Origin of the sequence: Paenibacillus sp. FSL M7-0656 (assembly GCF_038003225.1) — a bacterium.
Classification (GTDB): domain Bacteria; phylum Bacillota; class Bacilli; order Paenibacillales; family Paenibacillaceae; genus Paenibacillus; species Paenibacillus amylolyticus.
This window is the reverse complement of the sequence record NZ_JBBOOT010000001.1, coordinates 1733025-1754851: the sequence shown is the minus strand read 5'-3', so window position 1 is coordinate 1754851 and position 21827 is coordinate 1733025. Positions and strand designations below refer to the sequence as shown.

General features: G+C 45.7%; 22 protein-coding genes. 21 read left to right on the top strand and 1 reads right to left on the bottom strand.

Annotated features, from left to right (window positions below; translation table 11 throughout):
- Positions 1-5: 5 nt before the first annotated feature.
- The 17 genes from MHI01_RS07560 to MHI01_RS07480 all read left to right on the top strand — a co-directional run bounded on the left by MHI01_RS07560 (position 6) and on the right by MHI01_RS07480 (position 17147).
- Positions 6-995, top strand: a complete 990-nt coding sequence (locus tag MHI01_RS07560) for a beta-ketoacyl-ACP synthase III (protein WP_036610885.1) — start codon at positions 6-8, stop codon at positions 993-995.
- Positions 996-1020: 25 nt separating this feature from the next.
- Entirely contained in the window at positions 1021-1953 is a 933-nt protein-coding gene (gene fabD, locus MHI01_RS07555) for an ACP S-malonyltransferase (protein WP_340390094.1), read from the top strand.
- Positions 1954-1990: 37 nt separating this feature from the next.
- A complete protein-coding gene (gene fabG / locus MHI01_RS07550) occupies positions 1991-2740 on the top strand; it encodes a 3-oxoacyl-[acyl-carrier-protein] reductase (protein ID WP_017689228.1) in 750 nt (249 codons plus the stop codon).
- A gap of 152 nt (positions 2741-2892) precedes the next feature.
- The gene (gene acpP, locus MHI01_RS07545; protein ID WP_024630176.1) at positions 2893-3126 is read left to right on the top strand and encodes an acyl carrier protein; all 234 of its coding nucleotides are present in this window, start codon (positions 2893-2895) and stop codon (positions 3124-3126) included.
- Positions 3127-3303: 177 nt separating this feature from the next.
- Complete coding sequence (fabF, locus tag MHI01_RS07540) at positions 3304-4542, top strand: beta-ketoacyl-ACP synthase II (protein ID WP_036609459.1); 1239 nt, start codon at positions 3304-3306, stop codon at positions 4540-4542.
- A gap of 13 nt (positions 4543-4555) precedes the next feature.
- Positions 4556-5260: a ribonuclease III gene (gene rnc, locus MHI01_RS07535; RefSeq protein WP_036670338.1), complete on the top strand. Its 705-nt coding sequence runs from the start codon at positions 4556-4558 to the stop codon at positions 5258-5260.
- A 219-nt stretch (positions 5261-5479) separates the two neighbouring features.
- A complete protein-coding gene (smc, locus tag MHI01_RS07530; RefSeq protein WP_340982850.1) occupies positions 5480-9049 on the top strand; it encodes a chromosome segregation protein SMC in 3570 nt (1189 codons plus the stop codon).
- Positions 9050-9157: 108 nt separating this feature from the next.
- On the top strand, positions 9158-10171 hold the full coding sequence (gene ftsY / locus MHI01_RS07525) for a signal recognition particle-docking protein FtsY (protein ID WP_036609455.1): 1014 nt from the start codon (positions 9158-9160) through the stop codon (positions 10169-10171).
- 146 nt (positions 10172-10317) lie between these two features.
- Positions 10318-10965: a PAQR family membrane homeostasis protein TrhA gene (gene trhA / locus MHI01_RS07520; protein ID WP_017689222.1), complete on the top strand. Its 648-nt coding sequence runs from the start codon at positions 10318-10320 to the stop codon at positions 10963-10965.
- A gap of 262 nt (positions 10966-11227) precedes the next feature.
- The gene (ylxM, locus tag MHI01_RS07515; protein ID WP_017689221.1) at positions 11228-11578 is read left to right on the top strand and encodes a YlxM family DNA-binding protein; all 351 of its coding nucleotides are present in this window, start codon (positions 11228-11230) and stop codon (positions 11576-11578) included.
- 63 nt (positions 11579-11641) lie between these two features.
- On the top strand, positions 11642-13021 hold the full coding sequence (gene ffh / locus MHI01_RS07510) for a signal recognition particle protein (RefSeq protein ID WP_017689220.1): 1380 nt from the start codon (positions 11642-11644) through the stop codon (positions 13019-13021).
- A 53-nt stretch (positions 13022-13074) separates the two neighbouring features.
- Positions 13075-13347, top strand: a complete 273-nt coding sequence (rpsP, locus tag MHI01_RS07505) for a 30S ribosomal protein S16 (RefSeq protein ID WP_017689219.1) — start codon at positions 13075-13077, stop codon at positions 13345-13347.
- A gap of 23 nt (positions 13348-13370) precedes the next feature.
- Positions 13371-13601 (top strand): KH domain-containing protein, encoded by a 231-nt coding sequence (locus tag MHI01_RS07500; RefSeq protein ID WP_017689218.1) that lies wholly within the window; start codon positions 13371-13373, stop codon positions 13599-13601.
- Positions 13602-13902: 301 nt separating this feature from the next.
- The gene (gene rimM, locus MHI01_RS07495; protein ID WP_036609454.1) at positions 13903-14415 is read left to right on the top strand and encodes a ribosome maturation factor RimM; all 513 of its coding nucleotides are present in this window, start codon (positions 13903-13905) and stop codon (positions 14413-14415) included.
- A gap of 1 nt (position 14416) precedes the next feature.
- Positions 14417-15184, top strand: a complete 768-nt coding sequence (gene trmD, locus MHI01_RS07490; RefSeq protein ID WP_036670343.1) for a tRNA (guanosine(37)-N1)-methyltransferase TrmD — start codon at positions 14417-14419, stop codon at positions 15182-15184.
- A gap of 187 nt (positions 15185-15371) precedes the next feature.
- On the top strand, positions 15372-15746 hold the full coding sequence (locus MHI01_RS07485) for a VOC family protein (RefSeq protein ID WP_340982849.1): 375 nt from the start codon (positions 15372-15374) through the stop codon (positions 15744-15746).
- A gap of 153 nt (positions 15747-15899) precedes the next feature.
- Positions 15900-17147: a hypothetical protein gene (locus tag MHI01_RS07480; RefSeq protein ID WP_282322194.1), complete on the top strand. Its 1248-nt coding sequence runs from the start codon at positions 15900-15902 to the stop codon at positions 17145-17147.
- Positions 17148-17150: 3 nt separating this feature from the next.
- On the opposite strand, the gene MHI01_RS07475 is transcribed toward MHI01_RS07480, so the two are convergent.
- Positions 17151-18116, bottom strand: a complete 966-nt coding sequence (locus tag MHI01_RS07475; RefSeq protein WP_340982848.1) for a polysaccharide deacetylase family protein — start codon at positions 18114-18116, stop codon at positions 17151-17153.
- 349 nt (positions 18117-18465) lie between these two features.
- Between MHI01_RS07475 and rplS the strand changes: the two genes are divergently transcribed.
- The 4 genes from rplS to MHI01_RS07455 all read left to right on the top strand — a co-directional run bounded on the left by rplS (position 18466) and on the right by MHI01_RS07455 (position 21789).
- Positions 18466-18807, top strand: a complete 342-nt coding sequence (rplS, locus tag MHI01_RS07470; protein ID WP_017689212.1) for a 50S ribosomal protein L19 — start codon at positions 18466-18468, stop codon at positions 18805-18807.
- 304 nt (positions 18808-19111) lie between these two features.
- On the top strand, positions 19112-19732 hold the full coding sequence (gene lepB, locus MHI01_RS07465) for a signal peptidase I (RefSeq protein WP_036609449.1): 621 nt from the start codon (positions 19112-19114) through the stop codon (positions 19730-19732).
- Between the two features lie 30 nt (positions 19733-19762).
- Positions 19763-20626, top strand: coding sequence for a ribosome biogenesis GTPase YlqF (ylqF, locus tag MHI01_RS07460; RefSeq protein ID WP_047842466.1), 864 nt, complete (start codon positions 19763-19765; stop codon positions 20624-20626).
- Between the two features lie 461 nt (positions 20627-21087).
- Positions 21088-21789: a ribonuclease HII gene (locus tag MHI01_RS07455; RefSeq protein ID WP_083669772.1), complete on the top strand. Its 702-nt coding sequence runs from the start codon at positions 21088-21090 to the stop codon at positions 21787-21789.
- The last annotated feature ends 38 nt before the right edge of the window (positions 21790-21827 follow it).

Here is a 21827-nt window from a genome sequence, read left to right as displayed (position 1 = left end):
ACGATATGAATAATTTGCGCCCAGTAGGGATTATTGGTACAGGGAAATATGTGCCTGAGAAAATTTTGACAAATAGCGATCTGGAGAAAATGGTCGATACCAATGACGAGTGGATCGTCAGTCGTACAGGAATCAAAGAGCGTCACATCGCTGCACCCGATCAGGCAACTTCTGATCTGGCATATGAGGCGGCTATTAAAGCCCTTGAATCTGCAGGCATGACAGGCAGTGATCTTGATCTGATTATTGTTGCAACCATTACTCCGGATTCTTCGTTCCCATCGACAGCCTGCATCTTGCAGGACAAATTGGGTGCAAAAGGTGCCGCGGCATTTGATCTGTCGGCTGCTTGTTCCGGATTTGTATACGGTTTGGCTAGTGCTACGAGCTTCATCCAAAGCGGTATGTACAACAATGCACTTGTCATTGGTGCGGACTGCTTGTCTCGTATTACGGATTATACAGACCGTAACACATGTGTCCTCTTTGGTGATGGAGCAGGCGCGGTAGTTGTTGGTGAAGTTCCGGAAGGTCGCGGATTCAAAGCGTTCGATCTCGGTGCTGAAGGTGCTGGCGGTAGTCTTCTTCAGATGGAAGGCGGCGGTTCCCGTCTGCCTGCTACTGCAGAGACCGTTGAAAATAAAAAACATTACATCAACATGAACGGTCGTGAAGTGTTTAAGTTTGCGGTACGTGTCATGGGGACGGCTACCATTGAGGTATTACGTAAGGCTGGTATGGAGCGTACGGATGTGGATCTGTTTGTTCCTCACCAAGCGAATATTCGGATTATCCAATCTGCGATGCAACGACTTGAACTTCCTGAAGAAAAGGTTGTAGTCAACGTGGATAAGTATGCAAACACATCTGCTGCTTCCATACCGCTTGCTCTGGTAGAAGCAGCGGAGGAAGGTCGCATGAAAGCCGGAGATACCGTTCTGATGGTTGGATTCGGTGGCGGTTTGACATGGGGTGCATCGGTACTCGTTTGGTAAAATAGACATCTGGGAGATGAATGAGATGGGTAAAATAGCATTTGTATTTCCCGGACAGGGATCACAGGCTGTAGGCATGGCCAAGGACGCGTATGAGTCCGTGCCTGCGGCAACTGAAATTTTTCGCACAGCAGATGAAACATTGGGTTTCTCGCTGAGTAACCTTGTATTTGAAGGACCGGAGACCGAGTTGAAACAGACATCAAATACACAACCGGCTCTGTTGACAGCAAGTATTGCCTTGCTAGAAGCTTTCAAAGAAAAAGGAATTCAGCCTGACTATACGGCTGGACACAGTCTGGGAGAATATAGTGCACTGGTGGCAGCGGGCGTTCTTTCGTTTGCTGACGCAGTGAGCACTGTGCGGGCACGTGGTCAGTATATGGAACAGGCAGTACCGGGTGGACAAGGAGCGATGGCTGCTGTGTTGGGTGCGGATCGGGAAGCGCTGGGGGTGCTTTGCCGTGACGTATCTGAAAGTGGTCATGCGGTTGAACTTGCCAACATTAATTGTCCGGGACAAATCGTCATTTCTGGTGTGAAGGAAGGCGTAGCTGCTGTTGCGGAACGAGTGAAAGAAGCAGGAGGTAAACGCGCCATTGCATTGGAAGTAAGTGGTCCGTTCCACTCTTCATTGATGAAGGGTGCGGCTGAGAAGCTAGCAGAGAAACTGAAAACCGTTACGTTCTCACCGGCATCGGTCCCTGTAGTCGCTAATGTGACTGCAAGACCTGCAGAGGATGGACAGGTTCAGGATTTGTTGACAGCTCAGGTCTATTCTCCTGTATTATGGGAAGACAGTGTGACATGGCTTATTGAGCAAGGCGTGGATACGTTCATCGAGATTGGATCTGGCAGTGTATTGACTGGTTTGATTAAAAAAACAGATAAAACCGTAAAACTGTACAATGTGAACAGTCTTGAAACGCTCGAAGCAACGGCAATTGCGTTGAAGTGATTAGCAGGGATTAGATTTGGGGAAAGGAGGAATGATTATGTCTAAACCATTAGAAGGTAAAAATGCACTCGTTACCGGGGCATCCCGGGGCATTGGGCGCAGTATTGCACTGGCACTTGCAGAAGCTGGAGCGAACGTAGCCGTGAATTATGCGGGTAGCCAAGCGGCAGCTGAGGAAGTGGCGGAAGCGATTCGTGCCAAAGGAGTCAAGGCGATTACACTTCAAGCCAATGTTGGCCTGATGGATGAAGCTGAACAAATGGTCAAAGCTACACTCGAAGCATGGGGCAACGTTGATATTCTGGTGAACAATGCTGGAATTACCCGTGATAATCTGATCATGCGTATGAAAGAGGAAGAATTCGATCAGGTTATTGAAACCAATCTCAAAGGTGTGTTTAACTGCCTTAAGGCGGTTACACGTCCAATGATGAAACAACGGTCGGGAAGAATTATCAATATCTCCTCGGTTGTAGGTGTGCTCGGTAATGCTGGACAAGCGAACTATGTTGCTGCCAAGGCAGGTGTCATTGGCCTGACAAAGGCATCTGCTCGTGAACTGGCTTCTCGTGGAATCACAGTTAACTGTGTTGCACCAGGATTCATTGAGACAGATATGACAAAAGAGTTGTCCCAGGAGCTGGTGGACGGTATGCTAAGTGGTATTCCGTTGTCCCGTTTGGGTCAGCCGGATGAAATCGCCGGTGTAGTCACTTTCCTGGCTTCACAGGCTTCATCTTATATGACAGGGCAGACGCTGCATGTCGATGGTGGCATGTACATGTAATTCTTCCCGGACTTGAACAATAGTCGGGGAACAGGCGCTGGACGATCCGAAATGCCGGAAAAAGGCCGGGTTCCCCGGCCGGGAGCCGCATATGTCTTCTATGGCATTTTGCCTGCGATTCTCGTATAATACCAAAGAAGGAGGTGAACCGGATGTCCGATGTATTGGAGCGTGTAAAACGCATCGTCGTCGACCGCTTGGGCGCAGACGAAGCTGAAGTTACACTTGAAGCATCTTTCAAAGAAGATTTGGGTGCTGATTCTTTGGATGTAGTGGAATTGGTCATGGAATTGGAAGATGAATTTGATTTGGAAATCTCTGATGAAGATGCAGAAAAAATCACGACCGTAGGTGAAGTTGTAAACTACATACAATCTCATACCTAAAGTCATTTTTAGTCCCGCACATGTTTTCGAACAGGCGGGACTTCTCATCATTCATTGGTTTTTCTCATTCCGCAAGCTGCTCTACTTAAACAGGCCTATCTTGGTTGAGTAGATGTCTGTTTGCGGATATTCCCACAAAATACTTGCGTAATGCAGTCGATATAGAGGTGACTCGGTTTGAAACAAAGAGTAGTAATTACCGGAATGGGCGTAATGACATCGCTCGGAAAAGATTTGGAAACGTTCTGGGGCAGTTTAATGGCAGGAAAGTCCGGAATTTCTCAGATTGAGGCGTTTGATGTTAGTGAATACACGACACAGATTGCAGCCGAGATCAAGGATTTCAACCCGGAAGAATATATGGATCGCAAGGATGCTCGCAAAATGGACCGTTTTGTACAGTTCGCTGTGGCAGCCGGCTTCAAAGCTGTTGAAGACAGTGGTCTGAAAATTAACGAGAATATTGATGCAGAGCGTTTCGGTGTATCCATCGGATCAGGTATTGGTGGATTGGGTACGTGGGAGGACCAACATAATGCATTGTTGCAAAAAGGTCCAAAACGGGTAAGCCCATTCTTTATTCCCATGATGATCTCCAACATGGCTTCAGGCCAAATGTCCATTTCTCTTGGTGCCAAAGGTCCTAACATTAACGTTGTTACCGCTTGTGCAACAGGTACACACTCCATCGGAGATTCCTTCAAGCTGATTGCCAATGGTGATGCAGATGCCATGATCTGTGGTGGTGCAGAAGCAACAATCAGACCAACGGGTCTTGCAGGGTTCTGTGCGATGCGCGCAATGTCTACACGTAATGATGATCCTGCGAAGTCAAGCCGTCCTTTTGATACAGAACGTGATGGTTTTGTTATGGGCGAAGGCGCTGGTGTTATGATTCTGGAATCCCTAGAGCATGCTCAAAAACGTGGTGCACGCATTTATGGTGAAGTGATCGGTTACGGTCTGACAGGTGATGCACATCACATGACAGAACCAGATCCGGACGGAGCAGCACGTTGCATGAAGATGGCACTTCGTAATGCGGGCATTGAGCCTGAAGAAGTGGACTACATTAATGCACACGGAACTTCGACGCCTGTAGGCGACAGATCCGAAACGCTTGCGATCAAAAAGGCATTTGGTGATCATGCGTACAAGCTCGCTGTGAGTTCCACTAAATCCATGACGGGCCACATGCTTGGTGCTGCTGGTGGTGTAGAAGCGGTTATCTGCGGATTGTCACTGACACATCAGACACTGGCTCCAACGATTAACCTGGAAAATCAGGACCCGGAATGTGATCTGGATTATGTACCAAATGTTCCACGTCAAACCAAAGTTAATATTGCCATGTCCAATTCATTTGGATTCGGCGGTCACAATGCCACCATTATTCTCAAAAAATTTGAAGCATAAGGGGCTAGTTCGTTTGAGTGAAGATCTGAAGCAGTTACAACATAAACTTCAAATCAAATTTGACAACAGGCAGCTTTTAAAACAAGCGTTTACCCATGCTTCTTATGTAAACGAACACCGGTTCAGTCAGCATCAGGACAACGAGCGTCTGGAATTTCTGGGCGATGCCGTGCTGGAACTGACTGTATCGGAGTACTTGTATCATTTGTATCCTAACCGTCCGGAAGGTGAATTAACTAAGCTGCGGGCATCCATTGTCTGTGAGCCTTCCCTCGTCAAATTTGCTGAAGCGTTGGGTTTTGGGCAGTATGTACTTCTTGGTAAAGGTGAGGAACTAACTGGAGGACGGACACGGCCGGCTCTGCTGGCAGATGTGTTTGAATCTTTCATTGGTGCATTGTATCTGGATCAGGGGCTTGCGCCTGTTCGGACATTTCTTGATCAGCATGTCTTCCCATTAATCGTATTGGGCAGCAAGCTGCAAATGAGTGATTACAAAACGGAACTGCAGGAACTTACTCAGCATCACAATATGGGAGCTTTGGAATACCGTATCGTTGAGGAACGGGGACCTGCCCATGAACGTGAGTTTGTCTCGGAGGTCCATATGGGTCAAGAAAGGCTTGGCAGAGGTACAGGACGTTCCAAAAAGGAAGCGGAACAACAGGCTGCATCTGCAGCACTTGATCGACTGAAGCTTCCGGAAGCCGGAGCTTAACCGATAGCGCATAGACAAACGAAGAGCAAAGAGCAGCCCGCGGGTCCGCCCCGGCGGAAGTAATCGGCCGGACTGCTTTTTGCTCTTTTTTTTGTAAAGAGGTTCAGGGGGAGTTAGCCTGATCGTTAACTAAATAAGTTGAATTTTATTTTAGTTCAATTTAGTTAGGCGCTGGAATGCAATACTTGAAATTTGCAAGAGGAGGTGACGAGAAACCCTATGTTTTTAAAACGGATTGAATTGGGTGGATTCAAGTCATTCGCCGACAAAACGGAGATGGAGTTCGTTCGTGGCATTACGGCTGTTGTAGGTCCGAACGGAAGTGGAAAGAGTAATATATCGGACGGAATTCGCTGGGTTCTGGGGGAACAAAGTGCCAAGTCGCTGCGTGGTGGCAAGATGGAAGATATCATCTTTGCAGGCAGTGACGCACGGAAAGCCGTTAATTTCGGTGAGGTGTCGCTAACACTTGATAACGAAGATCACGCACTTGCATTGGATTTTGGTGAGGTGACGGTGACTCGTCGTGTACATCGCAGCGGAGATAGTGAATATTTTATTAACAAACAATCTTGTCGTTTGAAGGATATCACGGAGTTGTTTATGGATACCGGCATCGGTAAGGAGGCCTACTCGATTATTGGACAGGGGCGAATCGAAGAGATTCTGAGTACCCGTTCAGAGGATCGCAGAGGTATCTTTGAAGAAGCTTCAGGTATCGTTAAATATAAATCCCGCAAGCGGGATGCGACGCGCAAACTGGATGAGACAGAGCAAAATTTGCTGCGTATTCATGATCTGGTGACTGAACTGGAAGATCAGATTGGCCCGCTAAAGGAACAATCGGAGAAAGCGATCCACTATAAGGAACTTCGTTCTCAGCTCAAATCGCAGGAAATTTCCATGTATGTGTACCAGATCGAACAGATTCATGCGTCCTGGAGTAAGGCAAATGAGCGCCTGCAATCGCTAAAACAGGAAGAGGTTGGACTGGCGGCGATTGTCTCTACGCATGATGCCAAGCTGGAAAATGATCGGAATGCGCTGCGTATCCTGGAAACAGAGACAGAGCAACTGCAAGCCGCTTTATTGCAATTCAGTGAAGCGACAGAGAAAAGTGAAGGACTTGGAGAATTGCTCAAGGAGCGCTCGCACCATCTGCAAACAAATCAGGAGCAGCTCAAAGTAACGCTTGCCGCCAGTGAAGAGAGACATCGCGAACGGGAAACCGAGCTGCTTGCACTGCGTGAGAAGTTTGGCAAGCTTGAGCATGAACTGAATGATGTGAGAAATCAGTTGTCTCAAGAAGAAGCCAAACTCATCGGTGTCACAGGTGGCATTAGTCAGCAGCAAGAGGAAAGCCTCAAAGGCAATTTGCTGGAACTGATGAATCAGATGGCTCAGACACGCAATGAAATTCGTTATGTGGATCAGCAGAAAGAAACGCTGGAGCGCAGAATGAATCGCGCGGCTGAAGAATCAGGCAAATGGGAAGAGCAGAAAGAGACACTGGAGAGTCGCAAAACGGACATTGAGAAAAAAGTTGTTCGTTTGGGCAAAGAAATCAGTGATCTACGTGGTGGATACATTACGGAAAGTGAACGACTCCAGTCGCTGCAGAAGCTACTTGAAGAAAGTCGGGGTACGGTCCGTAAATGGGAACAGAAGCGTGAAGCTCAAGTTTCCCGCCGCGATACGATGAAAGAGATGCAGGATGATTTTGACGGATTCATGCTGGGTGTCAAGGAGGTCCTCAAGGCTTCACGTAAAGGTACGCTGAGCGGTGTTCATGGAGCTGTGGCTGAACTCGTAAAAGTTCCCGAGAAGATCGAACTTGCGGTAGAAACAGCAATGGGAGCATCCTTGCAGCATGTGGTCATGGAAAATGAATCAGTTTCCAGACAGGCAATTGCTTTTCTGAAGCAACGCCAGTTGGGGCGTGCAACGTTCCTGCCTCTGGATGTCATTCGTCCTCGTGCCATTGGAGCGGCTGAACGTTCTATGATTGAAGGTATGGAGGGTTTTGTGGGGATCGGTGCTGATCTTGTACAATTCGAATCCAAATATGCTTCAATCATTGGCAGCTTGCTCGGTAATGTTATTATTGCCGAAACGTTGGAGGTCGCCAATAAAATTGCGGCTCGCTGTCAGTATCGTTTCAGGGTTGTGACGCTTGAAGGTGACGTGGTCAATGCGGGTGGTTCCATGACAGGTGGTAGCCAGCACAAGAAAAATGTGAGTCTGCTCAGCCGGAAACGGCAGCTGGACCAGCTCGACCAGGATATTTTGGATACGGAAAATCAAATCGTGAAACTGCATCGCAGTGTGGATGATGTAAAAGTCCAACTGGAACAGTGTCAGGACAAACTGGATGAACTTCGTCAGTCCGGTGATGACACCCGAAATGCAGAACAGCAGGCTTCGATGGAAATGAAACAGGTAGAGCATGAGCTTCGCCATGTGCTTGAACAGGTTGCCGTTGCCGGGCAGGAGAAGAGTGGCTTTACCGAAGAGATCAAAGAGCTGGATACAGCTCGCATCGTCGCTGTGAAGAAGCTGGAGCAGCTTGAAGAGGAAGAAAAAGCGACTCATCGTGCCATTCATGCAGCTGAGTTTGCTCGGAAAGCCAATGAATCCGCGAAGGAAGAATTGCAGAGCCAACTCACCGAATTGAAAGTGCGCGAAGGCAAGCTTGATCAGGAGCGATTCTCCAATGGGGAACAATTGCGACGTCTGGAGCGGGAAGTTGAGTCGCTGGTGAAAGATCTTCGTCAGAATCGCACGTTGCTGGCTTCGATGGAAGCAGATCTCAAGAAAACACAGAACGAGAGTGTTAAGCAGATTGAAGATCTGAACCAGTACAAACTGAAAAAAGCGGAAGCTTCCCAGGAGCTGGACTTCAAACGTGCTGCCCGAAGTGAGTTGTCGAAAAAGCTTGAGCTTGCAGAGAGCGAAACGAAGGAACAGCGCACGCAGTTAAAAGCTGTGGAAGAGCAGATGCGACAGACGGAAATTTCCGTGAACCGGCTGGATGTTGAGCTGGAAAATATACTGCGAAAGCTGACGGATGAATACGAACTGGGCTATGAACTGGCCAAAGAGCGTTATCCTGTGCCGGAAGACGTGGAGCATACACAGGCAGAGGTACAGAAGCTGAAGCGCAGTATATCCGCCCTGGGTGATGTGAACCTGGGAGCGATTGAGGAGTTCCAGCGAGTCAATGAGCGATACGAGTTCCTTAGTGAACAGAAGAATGACCTGGTTGAAGCTAAAACAACGTTGTATCAGGTTATTCGGGAAATGGAAGACGAGATGGCGAAGCGATTCAAGATCACGTTTGATGCCATCCGCCGTGAGTTCGGTACCGTGTTTAGCAAGTTGTTTGGCGGGGGACGTGCTGACCTTGTTCTGATGGACCCGGAGCGCTTGCTTGAAACGGGAATAGATATCGTGGCTCAGCCACCAGGCAAGAAACTGCAAAACCTGCAACTGTTATCCGGTGGGGAGCGGGCTTTGACGGCAATGGCTTTATTATTTGCTATTCTGCATGTCAAACCGGTACCATTCTGCGTGCTGGATGAAGTTGAGGCAGCGCTGGACGAAGCTAACGTGGTACGTTTTGCCCAGTACTTGCGTGAATTCTCCGAACAGACACAGTTTATCGTTGTTACGCATCGTAAGGGTACGATGGAAGAGGCAGATGTGCTGTACGGTGTTACAATGGAAGAGGGCGGAGTATCCAAGCTCGTTTCGGTTAAACTGGAAGATGAGGAAGCAGTAATTGCCTGATCTGATCCAAACCTGAGAGACAAACGAACTCATTGTAATCATTGAAAATCATTCAGATTGAGCATTTTTGCAAAAGCGCTTAGATTATGTACACGATGGAGGGGCTTTATGAGTTTTTTTAAAAAGCTTAGAGACAGCATTGCAAGCAAAACGGAGTCGGTCACCAAACAGTTCAAGGATGGATTGGAAAAGACACGTAAAGGGTTAGTGGAAAAAGTGTCGGATCTCGTAATCCGCCGCAAAAAAATCGATGAAGAGTTCTATGAAGAACTGGAAGAGATTTTGATCGGAGCAGACGTTGGTGTGAATACAGTCATGAATCTGATCGAAGACCTGCGCGTTGAGGTGAAAAAACGCAAAATTGAGGATGCGGCTGAGCTGCAGCCTGTATTGTCCGAGAAACTGACGGGTCTTCTTCGCGGTGAACAGAATAACGAATTGAAAATGAACCCGGATGGCATTACCGTCATTTTGTTCGTTGGTGTTAACGGTGTTGGTAAAACAACAACGATTGGCAAGCTGGCACATCGATTTAAACAACAAGGTAAAAAAGTCATCATGGCAGCTGGAGATACGTTCCGTGCCGGAGCCATTGAACAGCTGGAAGTATGGGGGCAACGTGCCGGTGTCGATGTGATCAAACAGCAATCTGGTTCTGATCCAGCAGCGGTTATGTATGACGCGGTACAAGCAGCGAAACAACGGGGTGCGGATGTTCTGCTCTGTGATACAGCAGGTCGTCTGCAAAACAAATCGAACCTGATGGACGAGCTTAACAAGATCTATCGTGTCATTCAACGTGAAATTCCGGATGCTCCGCATGAAGTACTGATGGTACTGGATGCAACAACAGGTCAAAATGCTTTAAACCAGGCTAAACTTTTCGGTGAGAAAAGCGGTGTAACAGGCCTCGTACTGACGAAACTGGATGGAACAGCCAAAGGGGGGATCGTTGTTGCGATCCGTCAGGAGCTGGACTTGCCTGTGAAGCTCGTAGGACTTGGTGAAAAAATTGATGATCTGCAGCCGTTTGATTCGGAGCAATTTGTGCATGCTTTGTTCGCCGGATTGATCCAGGAACAGCCAGCGGAAAGTGCTGAAGAAGAGGAAGCTAATTCCTAGAATCATTAATAATAGGATGAATTAATAATGTTAACCGTATTGCCAGTGATATACGTGATAAGTGTCACGTGTAATGTCACTGGCAATACGTGTATAATGGAGGAATAAAGCAGGCAATGTTAAAGGGTTAGAAAGGACGGTTGAAAATGGCCAATACGTATACCTATTCTCGCCGTGAAGAAGTCGCCAATGCGGTGACACATGGAATCGGCGCTGCACTCAGTGTAGCTGCACTGGTGATATTGATTGTATTTTCAAGTATGAAAGGCACGGCTTGGCATGTGGTCAGTTTCACGATCTACGGAATCACCATGCTGTTGCTCTATACAAGTTCTACACTCGTGCATGCATGGAAAGATGGAAAAGTGAAAGATTTATTTGAGATTTTCGACCATTCTTCCATTTATTTATTTATTGCGGGATCGTACACTCCGCTTTTGTTTATTGCTGTTCGCGGTACACTTGGATGGACCCTGTTTGGTATAATCTGGGGTATCGCATTATTCGGCGTGATCTTTAAGGCATTTTTTACGAAAAAGTTTCTATTCATGTCCACGATTTTCTATATTGCGATGGGCTGGCTGATCGTTATTGCCTGGCAACCTCTTATGGCGGCCATTCCTACAGGCGGCATTGTGTTGCTGGTTGCTGGAGGCCTGATGTATACACTTGGTACGCTCTTTTATGTATGGCGTGGATTTCCGTACCACCATGCGATTTGGCATCTCTTTGTGTTAGCAGGCAGTATTCTTCATTTCTTTATGGTACTGCTGTACCTGACACCACTTCGTTAGAACACCATAGACGGATGCATCTCCACGGACTGAGACGCATTCGTTTTTTCTTCTACATAGAGGTGGGTCGCAGGGACACAGATAGAATTTGCTTGTAGTGAAGAAGGGGATAAAGCACCCGTTAAACATCGAAATAACGTATCATCAGAGCTGTTTTTATTGTGACAAGTATTTTTGCTTGACAACCTGATTTGTTTTAGGTATTATTAGGAACGTTGCAAGAGTGTAAAGTGTTTTTCCTTGACGAAGGGAGTGCCCCGATGTGAGTCAAGAAAATCGGCTTGAGAAGACAAACCGGATTAACTTGCTGTTTGCTTTTTATGAATTGTTACTTACCGAGAAACAGCAGACTTTTCTAAAGTATTACTTTCATGACGATTTCTCACTTGGTGAAATTGCAGCCGAGTTTGAGATCAGCCGCCAGGCGGTATACGAGCATATCAAGCGTGCCGAACAAGTGCTGGAAAATTACGAAAGCAAGCTGGGCTTGCTGGAAAAGCATGAACGGCGTAATCGCAATCTTGAAGATTTGCAAAATGCATTGGAACGCGCAGGCGTCTCCATTGATAACAACAAACAAATACACGATATCGTTGCTCAGCTTAGTGAATGAAATATTGGCTGAGCGGAACGGATCGGTCTTGAAAACAGTATTAAAGCTTAAGGAGGTGGGATCATGGCATTTGAAGGATTAACGACCCGATTACAGAATGTGTTCAGCAAGCTGCGCGGCAAAGGCAAGGTGTCTGATGAAGATGTAGCCGAGGCTATGCGCGAGGTACGTCTGGCATTGCTCGAAGCGGATGTAAACTTCAAAGTGGTCAAGGAATTCATCGCCAAGGTGAAAGAGAAGGCTGTTGGCAAAGAAGTGATGGAGAGCTTCACGCCAGGAATGGTCATCATCGACATCGTTAACAAGGAACTAACGGATTTGATGGGTGGAAGCCAAGCGAAACTGGCTAAAGCGAACAAACCGCCTACGGTGCTGATGATGGTTGGTTTGCAGGGTGCTGGTAAAACAACCACATCGGGTAAACTGGCTAAAATGCTGCAAAAGCAAAACAGCAGACCATTGCTTGTTGCAGGAGATATTTATCGTCCCGCAGCGATCAAACAGTTGCAAGTACTTGGCGAGCAGATCAAAGCGCCGGTATTCACACTGGGAGATCAGACAAGCCCTGTTGAGATCGCACGTCAAGGTCTTCAACATGCGAAGGATAACGGTAATGACTATGTTATTATCGATACAGCTGGACGTCTGCATGTTGATGAAGAACTGATGGAAGAACTTCGCCAGATTCACAGCGTAGTGAATCCGGATGAAGTACTGCTTGTCGTAGACAGCATGACAGGTCAGGATGCGGTTAACGTAGCAGAACACTTTAACCAGCAGCTTAATCTGACCGGGGTTGTCCTGACAAAGCTGGATGGAGATACTCGTGGTGGTGCTGCGCTTTCCGTCAAAGCAGTTACGGGTTGTCCAATCAAGTTTGCTTCTCTTGGAGAGAAACTTGACGCTTTGGAGCCGTTCCACCCGGAACGTATGGCTTCACGGATCCTCGGTATGGGTGATATGTTATCTCTGATTGAGAAAGCACAATTAAACATTGATACCGATAAAGCCAAGGAAATGGAACGGAAGATGCGTAATGCAGAATTCACGTTTGAAGATTTCCTGGAGCAGATGGATCAAGTGAAAAAGCTGGGACCAATCGATCAGATCATGGATATGATCCCCGGCATGGGCAAGATGAAACAAGCCAAGGATCTGAAGGTTGATGATAAACAGATGGGCCGGATCGAAGCGATCGTTTACTCAATGACGACCGAAGAGAAACGTAACCCGGACATGATCAACCATAGCCGCCGGAAGCGTATTGCTACCGGAAGCGGAACATCTCTGGCTGAAGTAAATCGTCTGATCAAGCAATTTGATGAGATGCGCCGCATGATGAAACAGTTCTCGGATATGATGGGACCTAAAGGCGGCGGTAAAAATAAAGCGATGAAGCAGCTTAAAGGTATGGGTAAAGGAATGAAGTTTCCTTTCCGTTGATTTAAGCGAAGCTGGATCATATACAGATTTCATTGAAGGAGGTGAATTTTCAAATGGCAGTTCGTATTCGTCTGAAACGTATGGGTGCTCACAAAGCTCCTTTCTACCGCGTAGTGGTATCGGATTCCCGTTCCCCACGTGACGGTCGTTTTATCGAGGAGATCGGTTACTACAACCCGGTTGAACAACCGGCTGTTGTTAAGATCGATGAAGATAAAGCATTGGCATGGCTTCAAAACGGTGCACAAGCATCTGACACTGTCCGCAACTTGCTTAGCAAAGCGGGCGTGATGAAGAAGTTCCACGAGTCTAAATTATCTAAATAAAGTGCTGATTCGGAGGGTCATCTATGGAAGAATTAGTAAGCATAATTGCTAAGGCTTTAGTCGATCATCCGGAAGATGTGACGGTTCGGACGGTTGAGAAAGACCGGCTTGTCGTTTATGAGTTAACCGTTCATCCTGACGATGTCGGGAAGGTAATTGGTAAACAAGGACGAATCGCGAAATCACTTCGTACGGTCGTCACATCAGCAGCAGTTAAGATGGATAAACGGGTTACCGTTGATATCATATCTTAAAGATATACGAAAGGGGGTTAGGATGCATGTCCTAGCCCCTTTTCGTGCATGCTGAACTTAATATGTTGAATTAGATATTGAATTAAAATATTTTGGGTATGAGTGACTTCGGAGCAGTGCAGGGGACGGGATCGATTCTGGAGAAGCGTCAGCGTTCGCCTTTATCACCTCATTTTCGTCTTTTAAAGTAAGTTCGAAAAATGAGGGGGTAACAGCGATCGAAAGAACGAACCGTCGCCGGAACGACCGTACGAGAGTCGAAGTAGCTGTTTAGTTTGATTTAATTTCGTAGGAGGAACGTATGGCAGAGTTTATGAATGTAGGTAAAATCGTTAATACGCATGGAATTCGCGGTGAGGTGAGAATCATGCCTATAACCGATTTCCCAGAAGTGCGTTTCGCGAAAAATGCAGAGTTGTTTTTCTTTACACCAGATAATCATCCCGTCATGGTTAACGTGGAATCTGCACGTTTGCATAAAAATATGTATATTCTTCGTCTGAAAGAGTATGGCAATATTAATGAAGTAGAGAAGTTTAAAGGCGGTATGGCCAAAGTGTTAAAAGAGAACCTCGCTGAGCTGGAGGAAGGTGAATACTACTTCCATCAAATCGTTGGGTGTTCGGTTATCACCGAAGAGGGTGAAACGCTTGGAACCATTTCTGAAATTTTGACTCCGGGTGCCAATGATGTATGGGTTGTCAAAACGCCAGCAGGTAAAGAAGTGCTGATTCCCGTTATTGATGATGTAGTACTTGATGTGGACATCGAACAGCAGCAAGTGAAGATTCACCTGATGGAAGGGCTGCTGTAACATGAAAGTGGATGTATTAACACTATTCCCGGAGATGTTTGATGGCGTATTCGGAGCAAGCATTCTGGGTAAAGCCCAAACGAAGGGGCTGGTGTCCCTCGGTGCAACCAACTTCCGTAATTATGCGACCAATAAGCACAATACGGTCGATGATGCTCCTTACGGTGGGGGTGGAGGCATGGTGCTGAAACCAGATCCGATCTTTGCTGCTGTTGAAGATGTACTGGAGCAACGCGGAGAAGCCGCGGCAACCATGAAAGCTCCACGTATCATTTTAATGTGTCCGCAAGGTGAGACGTTTACACAGAAAAAAGCAGAAGAACTTGTACAGGAAGATCATCTGATTTTTATATGTGGACATTATGAAGGTTACGATGAGCGAATTCGCGAATTTCTCGTGACGGATGAACTATCCATTGGTGATTACGTGCTCACTGGTGGGGAATTGCCTGCTATGGTTGCGATCGACAGCATCGTACGCCTTATTCCCGGTGTGCTTGGCAATGAGACAAGTGCTGTGACGGATTCATTCAGTACTGGACTCCTCGAATATCCACACTACACACGTCCACCCGAGTTTAGGGGCATGAAAGTACCGGATATGCTGTTGTCGGGACATCATCTGAACATTGAGGCATGGCGCAGAGAACAGTCGTTGCTTCGTACGCTGGAGCGCAGACCGGAGATGTTGGAAACGGCTGATCTGACGGATAAAGAACGTATTTGGTTGAAAAAGATACGCTCAAACCGTAAACATAGCACAGAATAAGTATATGTATCGTATAAACACGTAAATATATCTTTTTATAGAGTTTGAAAAAGCCAACCTTGATACCAAAGGTTGGCTTTTCTTATGTGTTTTGTAAAGAAAGCTGGATATTCATTGGGTAATTCTATAAAATGGAGGTATATTTTAAAACTAAGTTTCACTAAATGAAACCAAAGGCGGTGTAAGAATGAATTACAATATTATTGGTCTTGATCATATTCAGCTCGCAGCACCAGAAGGCTGTGAAGAGGAGGCACGTCATTTTTTCAATAAAGTTCTGGGCTGGACGGAGATTCCCAAACCTGAAATTCTGAGAAAACGGGGTGGTGTATGGTTCGAGTGTGGCAGACACCAAGTGCATATTGGGGTACAAAAAGATTTTATTCCCGCCACAAAAGCTCATCCGGCATTTCATGTACAACATTTGGATCAGTTACGTGATCATCTCATTCATAACCAAATTCATATTGTCGATGACGAAGCAAGAGTAGATGAAGGTGTAAGACGTTTTTATATAAATGATCCTTTTGGCAATCGTCTTGAGTTTTTAGAGTGGGCTTAAAATCATTCGTTTAAATCGTTTATTACGTAGGCACTTTTTTGCAATTTTGAACATTTTTGCATGACCACATAATAGGGTTGTAAAAAATAGGGGTTTTCTTTATGGTGAACTCAGCTGGATTTGAATAACAACGATAAGCTGAGGAGGAAGATGATGAGCATTCAGCCTTATGAAATCGCCAGACTAAATATTAGCCAAGCCGGAGAACGCTGCAAAATGCTTTTAGGAGATCTAAACGGGGATGGCAGACTTGAAATGTTGCTGGTACAGGCAGATGGGGGTATAGACGATCGGTATGTCCCGCATCAGGTATGTTGTTTGACTGCGTTTGATCTGGAAGGAACATTACTATGGCAGGTCGGAACTCCTGATCCCGATGCAGGGGGTCCGGGTTCAGACTATCCCGCTCAGGTCGCAGATTGGGATGGAGATGGAAATAATGAAGTATTGTGTGTGATGGACAAACAATTTCTCGTGTTGGATGGCCGGACCGGAGAGATCAAAGAAACACGTGATCTGCCAGGTGATGAAGCACATGACTGCATTATTCTCGCCAACCTGACGGGTAACCAGCATAGAATGGACATTATACTGAAAGACCGCTATAAGACGTTGTGGGCACTCGACCATGATTTTAATTTGTTATGGAAGCATGAAGGGAATCCAGGACATTTTCCATGGGTATACGATATCGATGGAGATGGGAAAGATGAAGTGATGGCCGGATATGACATGCTGGATCATGATGGGACATTATTATGGTCTTGTCAGAATCTCGATGATCATGCTGACTGTATATGGTTTGGCGACGTTGACGGTGATGGGCAAGTCGAGGTTGTCATTGGTGGCAGTGTTACGGTCATGATGGACCGCTACGGAAATGAGAAATGGCGTTATGAAGATTCAATTGAATCACAGCATATTGCGTTAGGCCATTTTTGTACTGGAATGGAAGGTTTACAGATTGCAGGTCTGGACCGGATTGTCCGGGGGGATGAGCATGGTAAGGATGGAATGTTCATGCTGGATAGCGCTGGTAAAGAAATTTGGAAAGAAAACCGCACAACTCGGGGCTGGTTAACCATTATAGAGCCTGTGTGTAACTGGGATGAGGGTGGACTCGATTATATTTTGGCGTATCGCCGAGGGGGAGATGTGTTGCCTTCTTTGGTAGATGGAGATATGAAAACGGTTACTGAATTCCCGAAAGAGGGATATGCGGTACATGCAGACCTGGTTCAGACGGGGAAAGAGCAGATCATCATCTATGACGCAGAGGAAGCAGTGATTTATTCCAGCTCTCCGATGACATTATCACTTACCGATGCAAAAAGAGCCAAGCCTCAGCTCAAAAGGCTGTATAGCTCGACTCTGTATCCGGGCGGTGAAGTTAAAATCTAGATTTTACTGATCATTCTCCGATGCAGGTAATTCGTTCTGCGGATTGGATTTGGGTTGAAGCAACGTCGCCAAATCAGTACCTGTCGTGACCGTCAAGCGAGGCAGCCTCATGGGATGATCTCCTGGATGCACAAATCCAGACTTTACGGTAAAGGCCATGCGATATCCATGTTGTTGTAACTTGTAGATCATCTGTGTGCTGGTATAACCAAAAGGATAGGCCAAATAAGGTGTGTCTATTCCGATTTCCTTCATTTGCTGGATATCATCATCCAGAAGACTGGTGTCCAGACCGACAGGTACGCTGGTCCCACAGCGCATAAATCCCTTATGATGCAGGTTATAGGTATGGCTGTTGTACTCAAATACGTCGGTTGCTGCCTGCATCTCTGGCTTGGAGATGAAACTGTTGATGGCGGGCTCAAATACCGAAGGTTGATCCTGAATTTTACTGCCTATGACAAACAGCGAGGCATGAAAATTATATTTCTGAAGCACAGGGTAAGCTAAAGTATAATTGTTCTGGTATCCGTCATCAAAGGTAATCACAATGGACTTCTGTGGCAGGGAAATCTTCCCGCTAACATATTGTTCAAGCTGATTCAATGTAATCGAGCGGTAGCCTTCATCATGCAGGTATTTCATATTTTGCTCAAAATCCTCCAGATTAATGATGGATTTATTATCTGTCTCGTGATTATTCAGTTTGGGCTCTATGTAATGATACATCAGCACAGGAACTTCTGTAGCGGTACCTTGTTCAATCCTAAAGTTAGAACGATCCAGCGCAGATTGGCTAGAGAAGTCAGTGTGTGACAGCTCGAATGCTTTGCGTTTGACTATGTCCCAGGATGTGCAGGCTTTGTGTGACAGTGCATTCGTTGGGTGAGTTACGGCATATGAATATAGTGTAATGGAGCATGTGAGCATGGCGAGTAGGGCAAGTGTGATCTTTTTCCAATATTTCATAAGTCTTGGGATTCTCCTTTTAAAGTGGTCAATAAGTTATATCATAGACGATATTACTACACTGGAAGTTACAGTATTTTTTCCTGTATTAGGTTGACTTGCAGATGAGAGCGTTGATTCACTTTCCATACGGGAGAATGTATTTTAGAATGAAGTTAACATGTGATGGATGAGTTTCAGAGTGGCAGATTGAACAATAGGCATTTGTTTAATTTCTCTTGTGTTTTGATATGCTGCGTGATACAATAAGTCTGTTATGTGGAATACGGCGGTCCTCTATGGATGATGAAGGAGACAAGGTGATCTCTGGAAGAAGTATGAACGCCTGTATGGAAGGAGGGAGTCATAGATGAATATCGTTCAAGCGATTACACAAGAACAACTTCGCAAGGATCTTCCGAGTTTTCGTCCTGGTGACACTTTGAAAGTGCACGTTAAGGTAATCGAGGGAACTCGCGAGCGTATCCAATTGTTCGAAGGTGTTGTGATTAAACGCCGTGGTGGTGGAATCAGTGAGACTTTTACAGTTCGTAAAATTTCTTACGGTGTAGGTGTGGAAAGAGCTTTCCCGCTTCATTCCCCTAAAATCGATAGAATCGAAGTGGCTCGCCGTGGTAAAGTTCGTCGTGCGAAGCTTTATTATCTTCGTGAACTACGCGGTAAAGCAGCGAGAATTAAAGAAATTCGTTAATATAACGGATACCGGGAAGGGCTTGGAGACAAGCCCTTTTCGTTTTTGTCCGGGAAAAGTTGAACCGGAGGTACACTTCCGAGTAAAATGGTATGGCAACACATGCGGGGAATAGTCCGGGAGGCTTGTAAAATCAGTTATTGATAACATTTGAATTGTGGATTAAATGTACTGTAATGCTTGGTGTAAGATTACATAACTGATGTGAATGTTTTGTATCCATCCATTGAGTTATTGGAACGATACAGAATGCTGGATGTGTGTACTGCTATAAACATGTACTGTGAAGAGAGGAAGATCTTGAATGGAACAAGAAGTTCAACATGACCGGGGCAATCCTGCCGAAGAGAAAGACAGTCGATCCAAAAAAGCCAAAAATGAAATTGTTGAATGGCTTAAAGCCATTGTTATTGCATTAGTTCTCGTCATTCTGATTCGGTGGTTGCTCTTCAAACCGTTTGTTGTGGACGGTCCGTCCATGCAGCCGAACTTTGAAACGGGTGAACGTGTGATCGTCAACGAAATCTTATATGATATCAGAGAACCGAAGCGCGGTGAAGTTATCGTCTTCCACGTACCATCCGAAGGTCGAGATTTCATTAAACGTGTTATTGCTGTAGAAGGTGATACCGTTGAGGTTCAAGACGATACTGTGATGGTTAACGGTAAAAAGGTTGATGAAACGTATATTCAAGGAGCCATTGATGCAGCTGAAGCAAATGGTGGAACCTATAACGTGAAGGATTTCCCGAATGAACAGTTCCCTGATGGCAAAGTGCCGGCAGGTCATGTGTTTGTCATGGGAGATAACCGTCCGAATAGTACAGACAGCCGTATGATCGGTTATGTTTCTTTAAAAGATATTATTGGTCGTGCAGATGTGATTTTCTGGCCGATCGGTGAGATTAAGTGGATCAACCACTGAATTTGAAGTAAATAATGAGGTGAAGACAAGTTGACGATACAATGGTTTCCAGGTCATATGACTCGAGCCAGACGCCAGATTCAGGATAAGTTAAAGCTCATCGACGTGGTCATCGAACTATTGGATGCCCGTCTGCCTGTCTCCAGCCGTAATCCAATGATCGACGAAATATTGCTGGATAAACCCCGGATGATTTTGTTGAACAAATCCGATTTGGCAGATGCAAAAGTGACGCAAGAATGGATTGAATATTTCAAAAAAGAAGGAATTACCGCTTTTCCTGTAGATGCTTCGACGGGAACCAATGTTAAAGATATTCCCGTGCAGGCCAAGCTTCTTCTTAAAGAAAAAATTGACCGTCAAATTGCTAAAGGGATTAATCCTCGTGCGGTTCGCGGATTGATCGTAGGGATTCCCAATGTAGGTAAATCAACACTGATTAACCGACTGGCTGGACGGAGTATTGCGTTAACAGGAGATCGTCCTGGTGTGACGAAGGGGCAACAGTGGATCAAGGTAGGCAAAGAAATGGAGTTATTGGATACTCCAGGTATTCTTTGGCCTAAGTTCGAAGATCAAAATGTAGGTTATCGTCTTGCCGTAACTGGTGCGATCAAAGAGGAAATTTTGAATGCAGAGGATATCGCCTTTTTTGGAATCAGTTACCTGATGCGTTATTACTGGGACGCTTTGGAAGAGAGATACGGACTTCAGGATTTCTCCAAGGATGCAGATGATTCAGATAGTGTTATTGCAATTATGGAACAAGTCGGCCGTATACGTGGTTGCATTGTAAGCGGTGGACGTATTGATCTGGAAAAGGCATCACGAGCATTTCTGCGTGAACTGCGAGCGGGTAAAATGGGACGTTTCTCTATGGAAGCTCCTTATTAAAAAATGGACTCTACACGATGAAGATCATTATCTTCATTTGTTCATTTCATATATACAAGTGCCGAAAGAAGCGGCCGTTACCGGATTACCGGGAGCGGTCGTTTTTTGTGTATACAAACGCGGAAGTAGAGCTGGAACATACGTCGAAAACGATAAAATGGAAGAGGATTGAAGAACAGTACGCTTTATGGAATTGGCTGACCTATATATCAGGTGCATCAAAATCGTGCTATGATAAATGGTGGTGCAATTTAAATTAGACGAGGTCTGATATATTCAATTTAAACCATCAAATACCGATAAATGAAGACATCACTATCTTTATATTATAAATCTCAAGGAAAAGTTTTACTGAGAGAGACAGGTTGTACAGAACAAAAGACAGAGGATCTACGTCTATATTATAAAAAGTTGTAAGTGATACGTATGCTGAAAAAGCGTGGGTAGAGGAGATGAGCGTTATGGTTGAAAATAATGAAGAGATCGGGTTGAATCTACTGGATACTCCGATTGGACCAAAGAAGAAAAAAGAAGTCAGTGAACCTCGAGATCTGTTGCTCTATGAGCGGGAGTATTGGGACAGTGGATTTGAACGTATTGCTGGTATTGATGAGGTGGGACGGGGCTGTTTGTTTGGGGATGTTGTGGCAGCGGCGGTTATTTTACCGAAGGATCTCATCCTGGAAGGCGTGAATGACTCCAAGAAATTAACGGAGAAAAAACGTGATGCATTATATGACATCATTATGGAAAAAGCGCTGGCGGTAGGTATCGGGTATGCGGATGCAGAGACAATTGATCGGCTTAACATCAAACAGGCTGCGAGACTTGCGATGAAACGTGCGGTTGAAGCATTGGGAGAAACTCCTGATTATATGCTGGTGGATGCCGAGAAGGTGGATGTGAATGTACCTCAACTGTCCATTATTAAAGGGGATGCTAATAGTCAATCGATCGCAGCGGCATCTATTATTGCCAAGGTAACGCGAGATCGGCTGTGTAAGGAAGAATGGGATACGTTATATCCGGAATATGGTTTGTCGATACATAAAGGATATGCAACAAAAGTTCATCGGGAGCAAATTATGGCATTGGGGGCAACCCCGATGCATCGGCGCAGTTTTCTGGGCAACCTGCTTGGAGAGCAGCAATCTTTGTTTTAACACAGGTTTGAAGAAAGGAGGGGGAGAGATTTGAATAT